General features: G+C 39.6%; 12 protein-coding genes and 1 pseudogene. 4 read left to right on the forward strand and 9 right to left on the reverse strand.

Annotated elements, in window-relative coordinates; all coding sequences use genetic code 11:
• Positions 1–129 (reverse strand): annotated as a pseudogene (locus BKK47_RS12870) (aromatic amino acid transport family protein); the annotation flags it as partial.
• A 228-nt stretch (positions 130–357) separates the two neighbouring features.
• Positions 358–1341, reverse strand: coding sequence for an elongation factor P--(R)-beta-lysine ligase (epmA, locus tag BKK47_RS10505; RefSeq protein ID WP_077494787.1), 984 nt, complete (start codon positions 1339–1341; stop codon positions 358–360).
• Between the two features lie 293 nt (positions 1342–1634).
• On the opposite strand from epmA, the gene frdA reads away from it, so the two are divergent.
• The 4 genes from frdA to frdD are packed head-to-tail and all read left to right on the forward strand — an operon-like array spanning position 1635 to position 4975.
• Positions 1635–3434, forward strand: a complete 1800-nt coding sequence (gene frdA / locus BKK47_RS10510; RefSeq protein ID WP_077476741.1) for a fumarate reductase (quinol) flavoprotein subunit — start codon at positions 1635–1637, stop codon at positions 3432–3434.
• A complete protein-coding gene (locus tag BKK47_RS10515) occupies positions 3427–4197 on the forward strand; it encodes a succinate dehydrogenase/fumarate reductase iron-sulfur subunit (RefSeq protein WP_077466751.1) in 771 nt (256 codons plus the stop codon). Before frdA ends, BKK47_RS10515 begins: the two co-directional genes overlap by 8 nt.
• A 10-nt stretch (positions 4198–4207) precedes the next feature.
• Complete coding sequence (gene frdC, locus BKK47_RS10520; protein ID WP_077494788.1) at positions 4208–4618, forward strand: fumarate reductase subunit FrdC; 411 nt, start codon at positions 4208–4210, stop codon at positions 4616–4618.
• A 12-nt stretch (positions 4619–4630) separates the two neighbouring features.
• Positions 4631–4975: a fumarate reductase subunit FrdD gene (frdD, locus tag BKK47_RS10525; protein ID WP_077494789.1), complete on the forward strand. Its 345-nt coding sequence runs from the start codon at positions 4631–4633 to the stop codon at positions 4973–4975.
• Positions 4976–5037: 62 nt separating this feature from the next.
• On the opposite strand, the gene ndk is transcribed toward frdD, so the two are convergent.
• The 7 genes from ndk to BKK47_RS10560 form a co-directional block, all read right to left on the reverse strand.
• The gene (gene ndk, locus BKK47_RS10530; protein ID WP_077494790.1) at positions 5038–5460 is read right to left on the reverse strand and encodes a nucleoside-diphosphate kinase; all 423 of its coding nucleotides are present in this window, start codon (positions 5458–5460) and stop codon (positions 5038–5040) included.
• 8 nt (positions 5461–5468) lie between these two features.
• A complete protein-coding gene (gene pepB / locus BKK47_RS10535; RefSeq protein ID WP_077494791.1) occupies positions 5469–6773 on the reverse strand; it encodes an aminopeptidase PepB in 1305 nt (434 codons plus the stop codon).
• 72 nt (positions 6774–6845) lie between these two features.
• Positions 6846–7388 carry a dTDP-4-dehydrorhamnose 3,5-epimerase gene (gene rfbC / locus BKK47_RS10540; RefSeq protein WP_077494792.1) on the reverse strand — a complete coding sequence of 181 codons (543 nt, stop codon included), beginning with the start codon at positions 7386–7388 and terminating at the stop codon, positions 6846–6848.
• Positions 7389–7390: 2 nt separating this feature from the next.
• Entirely contained in the window at positions 7391–8269 is an 879-nt protein-coding gene (gene rfbD, locus BKK47_RS10545) for a dTDP-4-dehydrorhamnose reductase (protein ID WP_077494793.1), read from the reverse strand.
• Positions 8270–9142 carry a glucose-1-phosphate thymidylyltransferase RfbA gene (gene rfbA / locus BKK47_RS10550; RefSeq protein ID WP_077494794.1) on the reverse strand — a complete coding sequence of 291 codons (873 nt, stop codon included), beginning with the start codon at positions 9140–9142 and terminating at the stop codon, positions 8270–8272.
• A 70-nt stretch (positions 9143–9212) separates the two neighbouring features.
• Entirely contained in the window at positions 9213–10280 is a 1068-nt protein-coding gene (gene rfbB / locus BKK47_RS10555) for a dTDP-glucose 4,6-dehydratase (protein WP_077494795.1), read from the reverse strand.
• Between the two features lie 126 nt (positions 10281–10406).
• Positions 10407–11012: sugar transferase (locus BKK47_RS10560; protein ID WP_208603977.1), on the reverse strand; the 606-nt coding region annotated here is incomplete at its 5' end.

Consider the following 11012-nt stretch of genomic DNA (forward strand, 5'->3'; position numbering starts at 1 on the left):
AACTACAAGTGGCCAAAACCCACCCATTCCCGCATTAATTGGCAGAAAAAGTACGCCGGCTCCCACAGCAGTACCAAATAAATTTAACATCCACGCAGCATCAAATTTGTTCCACTTTGTTTTTTTCATAATGAATACCTTAAAAAGATAAAAAAATATAGATTAAACATCAATCTTTCAGGAAAATCCCTGATAAATTTGGCGCGAATGATATGCTTTAATGCAATGAAATTCAAAGAAATGTTTTTAGAAATGTGATCTAGATAACAATTTTTAAAACATTAAATAACGAAATTTTTATCTAGATCAAAGTGCGATAAAAAAACGCTTTATTTTTAACCGCCCTTACGAGTAAAATCAGGCGTTTTCAATTGAAAAAGAAATTACGTCTTTAATACTTGATGCGTTTAATGCAATCATAATTAAGCGATCCACCCCTAAGGCAACGCCCGATGTATTCGGTATCCCTGCCTGCAATGCATCAAGAAAGCGCTCATCTATTGCACGCTCGGGCAAGCCGACTTTTTCACGCTGGCGATTATCTTGCTCAAAACGGCGTCGCTGCTCATTTACATCGGTTAATTCATGAAAACCATTGGCAAGTTCTAACCCTTTGTAATAAAACTCAAAACGTTCTGCCACACGCTGATCTTCCGGACTTAACTGGGCTAGTGCAGCTTGTGAGGAAGGAAAATGATAAATCGCCACCGGAGCATCTTGTCCAATTTTGGGTTCAACCACTTCGCTAAATAAAAACTGCAATAAAGTATCGCGATCCTCATCCTCTTCTGCCATAAAATTATGTTGATGCGCAGCCTCTACCAATTCTTTACGGCTTGCGGAAAGCGGATCAAGCCCCATATATTCTTGGAAAACAAACTGGTAACTCATACTTTCTGCAGGCTTACAATCAAGAATTTGTTGGAGCAAATCATCTACCTCATTAATTAAACGATACATATCAAAGTGCGGTCGATACCACTCCAACATAGTAAACTCAGGATTATGACGATTACCAGCCTCCTCATTGCGAAATACTTTGCTAATTTGAAAAATAGGTCCGCTACCCGCTGCCAATAGTCGCTTCATATGATACTCAGGACTGGTTGAAAGCCATAATGTTTTCGAGTGTTCATTAAGCGGGGCAATAAATTCCGTGCTAAACGTAGAAAGGTGAAGATCCGTCACACCAAATTCACTCAGAACCGGGGTTTCAACTTCAAGTAAACCACGATCGGTAAAAAAACGGCGGATTTCAGCAATAATTTTTGCTCTGGCAAGTAAATTTTTAATGGAGGCTGAAGGTTGCCACGACACAGTTTTCGGAGTAAGTGCGGTCATTTTTTCTGTTGTTTTCTTAGTGAAATTATAATTAGTCCGAGCATTGTAAACGAGGCTATTTCATAACTCAACTTTCCGTCTCATCACCAGTTAAAATGTACATCAAATAAAAAGCTTTCTCATTTGTTTTACTTAGATAAATTAACTTTTTTGAGGTAGATCACAAATTTCGCAATTTCTCCTAAATTCCACTGAAAAAAAGTTATTAATTTGTAAAAAAAATGGCACAATGCTCACGCTCACCCTTTAAGGGATTTTTTTATTTATACTTTACTACATGATTGGAGGATATCGTGCAAACAGTTAATGTCGATATTGCAATTGTTGGTGCGGGCGGCGGCGGATTACGTGCGGCAATCGCAGCAGCAGAAGCAAATCCTAATTTAAAAATCGCATTGGTCTCAAAAGTTTATCCAATGCGTAGCCATACGGTTGCGGCAGAAGGTGGCGCAGCGGCAGTTATTAAAGAAGAAGATTCCTATGATAAACACTTTCACGATACCGTTGCCGGAGGCGACTGGTTATGCGAACAAGATGTTGTAGAGTATTTTGTAGAACATTCTCCGGTAGAAATGACCCAGTTAGAACGTTGGGGCTGCCCTTGGAGTCGTAAAGCTGATGGTGACGTGAATGTTCGTCGCTTCGGCGGAATGAAAATCGAGCGAACTTGGTTCGCAGCGGATAAAACCGGTTTCCATTTATTACATACACTTTTCCAAACTTCAACACAATTCCCTCAAATTCAACGCTTTGACGAACACTTCGTGTTAGACATTTTAGTCGATGATGGTCACGCACGTGGTATGGTCGCAATGAATATGATGGAAGGTACACTGGTTCAAATTAATGCCAATGCGGTAGTTATCGCAACCGGCGGTGGTTGTCGCGCATTTAAATTCAACACGAACGGGGGCATTGTAACCGGTGACGGTTTATCTATGGCATATCGTCACGGTGTACCTCTACGCGATATGGAATTTGTACAATATCATCCAACCGGCTTACCAAATACTGGTATTTTGATGACCGAAGGCTGTCGTGGTGAAGGCGGTATCTTAGTTAATAAAGATGGTTATCGTTACCTTCAAGATTATGGTCTTGGTCCGGAAACGCCAATCGGTAAACCTGAAAATAAATATATGGAACTAGGGCCTCGTGACAAGGTATCCCAAGCGTTCTGGCAAGAATGGAAAAAAGGTAATACTTTAAAAACGGCTAAAGGTGTAGATGTTGTGCATTTAGATTTACGCCACCTCGGTGAAAAATACTTACACGAACGCCTTCCGTTTATTTGTGAATTATCAAGCGCATATGAAGGGGTAAACCCGGTCAATGAACCGATTCCGGTTCGTCCTGTTGTTCACTATACCATGGGCGGTATTGAAGTTGATTTCAATAGTGAAACCCGTATTAAAGGCTTATTTGCCGTGGGCGAATGTGCATCTTCCGGGCTACACGGTGCAAACCGCTTAGGTTCTAACTCATTAGCGGAACTTGTTGTACTTGGTCGCGTCGCCGGTGAATATGCCGCACAACGTGCTGTTGAAGCGCAGCCTGCAAATCAAAGTGCGGTTGATGCTCAAGCTAAAGACGTTGTCGCTCGTTTGGAAGCCCTTCATAAACAAGAAGGAAACGAGTCTTGGTCTGAAATCCGTGATGAAATGGGTACCGTGATGGAAGAAGGTTGTGGTATTTACCGTGACCAAGCGAGTATGCAAAGAGCGGTTGATAAAATTGCAGAATTAAAAGAACGTTATAAACGTATCCGTGTTGCAGATAATTCAAGTGTATTTAACACCGATGTACTTTACACCGTTGAATTAGGTTACATCCTTGATGTAGCACAGTCTATTGCTAATTCTGCTATCGAACGTAAAGAATCTCGTGGGGCGCATCAACGCTTAGATTACACTGAGCGTGACGATGTCAATTATTTAAAACACACCCTTGCTTTCTACAATGAGAATGGTGCACCGCGCATTGAATACAGCCCGGTGAAAATCACTAAATCTCAACCTGCAAAACGTGTTTATGGTGCGGAAGCAGAAGCTGCCGAAGCTGCTGCGAAAGCTAAGGAGCAAGCAAATGGCTAATTCACCAGTAATGAATGTGGAAGTTTTACGCTACAACCCTGAAAGCGATCAAGAACCACACTTAAGCACTTATCAAGTACCTTATGACAACCAAACGTCCTTACTCGATGCGTTAGGTTATATTAAAGATAAGCTTGAACCATCTCTTTCTTACCGTTGGTCTTGTCGCATGGCAATCTGTGGTTCTTGTGGAATGATGGTTAATAATAAGCCAAAACTGGCATGTAAAACTTTTTTACGTGATTACAGCGGTCATATGCGTATTGAACCATTGGCAAACTTCCCGATTGAACGTGATTTGGTGGTAGATTTAAGCCACTTTATTGAAAGTTTAGAAGCGATCAAACCATATATTATTGGCAATGAGGCTCCACCATTAGATGGCAAACCACATCCATCGGCAGAACTTGCGAAAAGCCGTACGAAACAAACTCCGGCACAACTTGAAAAATACCGCACTTTCTCAATGTGTATTAACTGTGGTTTATGTTATGCCGCTTGTCCACAATTCGGTTTAAACCCTGAATTCTTAGGACCTGCAGCGATCACTATGGCACATCGTTATAATCTTGATAACCGTGACCATGGAAAAGCACAACGTATGCCATTGTTAAACGGTAAAAACGGGGTGTGGAGCTGTACTTTCGTTGGTTATTGTTCTGAAGTCTGTCCAAAACACGTGGATCCGGCTTCTGCAATCAACCAAGGTAAAGTAGAAAGTGCCAAAGATTATGTTATCTCTATGCTAAAACCAAAAGGCTAAGGGGGAAGAAATGTCAGTAACTGTAAGTAAACGCAAAAAATATGTTCGCCCGATGACGGCTACTTGGTGGCAAAAATTAGACTTCTACAAAGCCTATATGCTGCGTGAAGCGACCTCAATCTTTGCCGTATGGTTCTGTATCGTTCTACTTTATGGCATACTCTGTCTTGCCAGTAATCCTATCCAAGGACACGGTATTTTTAGCTTTATTGAGTTTTTAAGAAACCCTATCGTGGTGATCTTAAATATTATTACGCTTGTCGCAACGCTTTACCATACCGTCACCTATTTCTTAATGACACCAAAAGTGATGAACATCATCGTCAAAAATGAGCGTTTACCACATCATGTCATCAGAAATGCGCTTTGGGCAGTCACTGCGCTTATAAGCGTGGTTGCATTAGTTTTAGCTTATATCTAAGGGAGAGAAGAAATGGTTGATAAAAATCCAAAACGCTCCGGTGAACCACCGGTATGGTTGCTTTTCGGTGCTGGTGGTACAGTAAGCGCAATTTTCTTTCCGGTGGTGATTTTAATCTTAGGTTTATTACTCCCCTTTGGTTTAATTGATCAGGAAAACCTCGTCACTTTTGCCTATTCTTGGATCGGTAAACTTGTGATTCTCGTGCTAACCATTTTCCCAATGTGGTGCGGTTTACACCGAATTCACCATGGCATGCACGATCTTAAAATCCATGTACCGGCGGGTGGCTTTATCTTCTATGGTTTAGCAACTATTTATACTATTTGGGTATTATTCGCTGTAATTGGTTTATAAGAGAATCAAATATAAAAAATAGCGGGTTTTCTACACTCGCTATTTTTTTATCTACTATAAAATTAATATTCACACATTTCCGAATCAGCAAAAAAATAGGCTATTTCACGATTTGCACTTTCTATGCTATCCGAGCCGTGAACAGAATTTTCACGCTGACTTAAGGCAAAATCCTTACGAATCGTTCCTTCTTCTGCATTTTCCGGATTTGTCGCACCAATCAAAGTGCGGTAATTTTTCACAGCATTTTCTTTTTCTAATACCGAAACCACAACCGGTGCGGACATCATATACTCCACTAATGAGTCAAAAAATACCTTGCCTTGATGTTCGGCATAAAAACCTTCCGCTTGCTCTCTCGTTAAATGTACCATTTTGGTTGCAATAATTTTAAACCCATTTTGTTCAAAGCGAGCCAAAATAGCCCCAATAAGATGACGTTTCACCGCATCAGGCTTAATAATGGAAAGTGTTCTTTCTGTCATATTCATCCTCACTTTTCTGATTTTGACAATAATAAATTCGCTAATGTTTGAACCCCAATACCTGTCGCACCAACCGCCCATAAATCACTTGCGGATTTACGATAAGTTGCAGAGCAATCAATATGCAACCAATTCTGCCGGTAATTCTTCACAAAATAGGAGAGAAAGGCTGTCGCTGTACTTGCCCCTGCACCAACCGGTACTGTACCAATATTAGCAATATCAGCAAATGAAGAGCTAATTTGTGAACGATGGAACTCCTCAAATGGTAAACGCCAAAATGGCTCATTTTCGGCCTTAGCCGATTGGAAAAGCGCTGTCGCAAGTTCATCATCCATTGTGAGCAGCGAATGGTAGTCATTACCTACCGCCACTTTAGCCGCACCGGTTAAGGTAGCACAATCAATAATAAACTCAGGATGTTGATTATCCGCTTCAATTAATCCGTCTGCCAACACTAAACGACCTTCTGCATCGGTATTTAAAATCTCCGCTGTCACACCATTTTTATAGGTAATAATATCGCCTAATTTAAAGGCATTGCTGCTCACTAAATTTTCTGCGCAACATAAGTAGAGTTTCACTCGCTGCTTTAATCCTCTAGCAATAGCTAATCCTAAAGCGCCGGTTAATAATGCTGCGCCCCCCATATCAGTACGCATTGTACTCATTCCATCACTTGGCTTAATACTATACCCGCCACTATCAAAAGTAATACCCTTACCCACTAAACAAGCTAATACGGGTGCATTCGAATCCCCTGTCGGATTAAAATCTAGCTGCAACATTGCCGGCGAATTTGCCGAACCTTTCCCTACGGTCCAAATTCCCTGATAACCTTGCGTTTCTAATTCTTTCCCGGAAATAATCTGAAAACTAACCGTACTTTTCTCAGAATGGTTTTCTGCTTGAACGCTAATAAACTCTGCGGCTTGCTCGGCTAATTTAATAGGCGTTAAACTTTGTGCCGGTTCATTAATTACATCTCGAACAAAATCGCTGCATTCAATACGAGCCAATAATTCATCTTGTAAATCATGATCTAAATGGGGAAACTCAATAGCATAATCTTGTTTCGCCGTATAAAAACCTTGATAAAACGCCCAACAAAAGTCTAAATTCCATTCTTCACCGACTAATTCTACATCTTTAATACCTTGCCCACGTAACTTACGGGCGGCTCGCTGCACCAAAGTACGGTCATTTTTTTCATTACTTTTTAGGTGAATAATCGCTTCTTCACCATTAAAACTTACTATCGCATTTTTACCCCAACAATCCGCTGCTGGACGGTTAGAAAGAATAATCTCCATTTTTTAACTCTCCTTATAAAGAAAAAACTGGTTAGCAAACTATACCAGTTTTTATCCTTTTAAGACTAAAATTTATTTAAATTTCACGGCATCAATTAATTTTTTACCCGCTAAATCTTTCGCCGACAAATTCGGTACACCTTCAAGCGGCCATTCAATCCCAACAGTGTTATCATTCCAGATCAGTGAATGCTCTGCTTTTGGATTATAATAATCCGTGCATTTATAGGTAAACTCCGCTTCATCTGTTAATACATAGAAACCATGTGCAAAACCTTCAGGCACCCACAATTGACGTTTATTTTCTACAGATAAAATTTCGCCTACCCATTGTCCAAAAGTTGGCGAACTTTCTCGCATATCCACAGCCACATCAAATACAGCACCAGAAATTACCCTGACTAATTTGCCTTGAGTATTTTCTGTTTGATAATGTAAACCACGCAATACGCCTTTAATGGATTTCGAATGGTTTTCTTGTACAAAAGTACGATCAGCCACATTTTCTCTGAACCATTCATCACGGAAAGTTTCCATAAAAAAACCACGTCCATCACCAAACACTTGTGGTTCTAATAATTTCACATCAGGGATTTTAGTATCAATGACTTTCATCTTTACTCCGCATAAGCTTTAATATTTTTCAATGCTTTTTTCCAATCACTCGGTTCAATACCAAAAACCTGCTGGATTTTCGTTAAATCTAAACAAGAATTTGTAGGGCGTTTGGCTGGTGTTGGATAATCTGCTGTGCTAATAGCATTTACAAACGGTGCTTTTTCTAACACATTTTGAGAAATCGCTTCATCAAAAATTGCTTTAGCAAAATCGCACCAACTTACATAAGGCTCGCCTGTGAAGTGATAAATACCATATTGAACCTCTTCACCTGCAACGATTTTTTCTGCGATCTGAATAAGAGCCGCCGCAATATCACCAGCATAGGTTGGACCACCGATTTGATCGGCTACCACCCCTAAACCATCCCGCGTTTTGGCTAAGCGCAACATGGTTTTCACAAAATTATTTCCGTGTTCACCAAATACCCAAGCGGTCCGCAAAACAATAAATTTATCATTAGCTTTTGCAACCGCTTGCTCCCCTGCTAATTTAGTTTTGCCATAGACCCCTTGCGGATCTGTTTTATCAGTTTCTTTATATTGACCTGTACGCTGACCGTCAAAAACATAGTCGGTTGAAATGTGTAAAATGACCGCACCTACATCTTTTGCGGCTTCCGCTAAGTATTGCGGACCTTTCACATTAATGGCTTCGGAAAGTTCAATTTCTTTTTCAGCACGATCGACAGCAGTATGAGCTGCCGCATTGATAATGACATCTGGGCAAAAATTTTCGACCGTATTTTGTACCTCACTTTGATCGGTAATATCAAGCTCATCACGATCAACGGCTAAAATTTCGTGTTTACCTTGTAATTGTTTGGTTAAACAATAGCCTACTTGTCCGTTTGCCCCTGTAATCAAGAACTTTGCCATTTACTTATCCTCTTTGATTAGACGTAGCAAATATTGACCATATTCGTTTTTTGTCATTGGTTTAGCCAATGTTTCTACTTGTTCAGAAGTCAACCAACCGTTACGCCAAGCGATTTCTTCTAAACAGGCAATCTGTAAGCCTTGCACATTCTCAATAGTACGTACGAAGGAAGCTGCCTCATGCAGGCTCTCGTGTGTACCAGTATCTAACCACGCAAAACCACGACCAAGCAACTGAACGTTCAACGAACCCTCTTTCAAATACATTTCATTTAATGTAGTAATTTCAAGCTCTCCACGAGCAGAGGGTTTTACTTGTTTAGCAAACTCAACGACACGATTATCATAAAAATACAAACCTGTTACCGCATAATTAGATTTTGGTTGAGTTGGCTTTTCTTCAATGGAAATGGCTTTGAAATTTTCATCGAATTCCACAACACCGAAACGTTCCGGATCTTTCACTAAATAACCAAAAACTGTCGCCCCATGTGGCTGAGAAACGGATTCTTGAAGCATTTGCGTAAAGTGCTGCCCATAAAAAATGTTATCACCCAAAACTAAGCAGCAGCTATCGCCCTTGATAAAGTCTTCACCAATCAAAAAAGCTTGAGCTAACCCATCAGGACTAGGTTGAATAGCGTATTGCAAATTCACCCCAAAATCATCACCATTCCCTAACAAACGCTTAAAGCTCTCATTATCCTCAGGAGTAGTAATAACCAAAATGTCACGAATACCAGCCAACATCAATACAGAGAGTGGATAATAAATCATCGGTTTGTCATATACAGGCAAAAGCTGTTTTGACACACCGCGAGTTATGGGATAGAGACGGGTACCTGACCCGCCTGCAAGAATAATACCTTTCATAAAAATACCTTTTAAAGATCAGTCAAATTTTACTTTATTTTATCAATAGCAAAATCAAACCGATTAGAAACTATTGAGTCCCCAAACGCTCACGGTTATAAGAACCATCTAATACACGGCTCCACCACTTTTTGTTATTCAAGTACCATTCCACCGTTTTACGAATACCGCTTTCAAAGGTTTCTTGTGGTTTCCAGCCTAATTCAATACCAATTTTGGTTGCATCAATGGCATAACGCACATCATGCCCCGGGCGGTCGGTTACGTAAGTGATTAAATCTTCATATTTCGCCAAGCCTGCCGGTTTATTCGGAACAAGTTCTTCCAATAAACCACAAATTGTACGAACCACTTCAATATTGGCTTTTTCATTGTGCCCGCCGATATTGTAGGTTTCTCCAACGACACCTTCCGTAACAATCTTATATAGCGCACGAGCGTGATCTTCGACAAATAACCAATCACGAATTTGCATACCGTTACCATACACAGGCAATTTTTTCCCTTCTAGGGCATTTAAAATCATCAATGGAATCAATTTTTCAGGGAAATGGAACGGACCATAGTTGTTAGAACAGTTAGTGACAATGGTCGGCAAACCATAAGTACGCAACCATGCACGAACGAGATGATCGCTTGAGGCTTTAGAGGCTGAATAAGGACTAGATGGCGAATAAGGTGTGGTCTCGGTAAAAAGATCATCCGTGCCTTCTAGATCTCCATAAACTTCGTCCGTTGAAATATGGTGAAAACGAAATGACAATTTTTTCTCATCACTTAAATCGTTCCAATAAGCACGGGCCGCTTCTAATAAAGTGTAAGTCCCGACGATATTGGTTTCAATAAAAGCTGCCGGACCATCTATTGAACGATCAACATGACTTTCTGCCGCCAAGTGCATAACCGCATCAGGCTGGTGTTGTTCAAATACTCGGGTAAGCGCTTTAGCATCGCAAACATCCACTTTCTCAAAAACATAACGTGGATTATTTTCCACCGACTCAAGTGATTCTAAATTGCCCGCATAGGTCAATTTATCTAGGTTAATAACCGAATCTTGCGTGTCATTAATTATATGGCGAACGACTGCAGAGCCAATAAATCCCGCTCCGCCTGTAACTAAAAATTTTTTATTCATGTGGATTTCCAGTATTTTTAATTTAATAAGTTTTATTTTAAGATAGTAAAATCATTGTTTAAATTATATTATTAAATAAGATAATTCTAATATTTGAAAATTGGTAAATTAAAAGTAGTATCCTATTCAAGACGCTCCATCCCTTCTTAGTACAACCCCAACAGTTTTAAATAATATCACAATATCACTCCAAATAGACCAATTTTTAATATACCAAGAATCAATCTTTAAACGCTCATCAAATGAAATATCACTACGACCACTCACTTGCCATAAACCTGTAATTCCTGGCTTAGATGCTAAAATGAGATTAGCTGAATTTCCCATTTTTGTTTTTTCAGAAACCATATAAGGGCGATTACCAACTAAACTCATATCTCCTTTTAACACATTAAATAACTGTGGTAGCTCATCTAACGATGTTTTTCGAAGAAAACTACCTAGTTTAGTAATTCTAGGATCATTTATATACTTATGATAAGTTTCATAGTAGTCTTTCTCTTCTGGATTATCAACTAACCATTGTGACATAAAACTTTGATCAGAAACCATTGTTCTAAATTTATAACAATAAAATATTTTACCATCCTTACCTAATCGCTCTTGTAAGAAAAATATCTTTCCCTTAGGTTCTGCTATTTTCATTTTCAACGCAATTAGCAAGATTACAAGCCCCCAAATTGGCAAAGAAAGTGAAGATAATGAATAATCTAATATAGACTTCATTAATTT

It is taken from the genome of Rodentibacter mrazii (assembly GCF_001998825.1).
GTDB classification, from domain to species: Bacteria; Pseudomonadota; Gammaproteobacteria; order Enterobacterales; family Pasteurellaceae; genus Rodentibacter; species Rodentibacter mrazii.

Bases quoted from the DNA above. Each gene is read 5' to 3' on its own strand.
- epmA (WP_077494787.1), bottom strand. From the start codon at position 1,341: ATGACCGCACTTACTCCGAAAACTGTGTCGTGGCAACCTTCAGCCTCC.
- BKK47_RS10515 (WP_077466751.1), top strand. From the start codon at position 3,427: ATGGCTAATTCACCAGTAATGAATGTGGAAGTTTTACGCTACAACCCT.
- frdC (WP_077494788.1), top strand. From the start codon at position 4,208: ATGTCAGTAACTGTAAGTAAACGCAAAAAATATGTTCGCCCGATGACG.
- frdD (WP_077494789.1), top strand. From the start codon at position 4,631: ATGGTTGATAAAAATCCAAAACGCTCCGGTGAACCACCGGTATGGTTG.
- ndk (WP_077494790.1), bottom strand. From the start codon at position 5,460: ATGACAGAAAGAACACTTTCCATTATTAAGCCTGATGCGGTGAAACGT.
- pepB (WP_077494791.1), bottom strand. From the start codon at position 6,773: ATGGAGATTATTCTTTCTAACCGTCCAGCAGCGGATTGTTGGGGTAAA.
- rfbC (WP_077494792.1), bottom strand. From the start codon at position 7,388: ATGAAAGTCATTGATACTAAAATCCCTGATGTGAAATTATTAGAACCA.
- rfbD (WP_077494793.1), bottom strand. From the start codon at position 8,269: ATGGCAAAGTTCTTGATTACAGGGGCAAACGGACAAGTAGGCTATTGT.
- rfbA (WP_077494794.1), bottom strand. From the start codon at position 9,142: ATGAAAGGTATTATTCTTGCAGGCGGGTCAGGTACCCGTCTCTATCCC.
- rfbB (WP_077494795.1), bottom strand. From the start codon at position 10,280: ATGAATAAAAAATTTTTAGTTACAGGCGGAGCGGGATTTATTGGCTCT.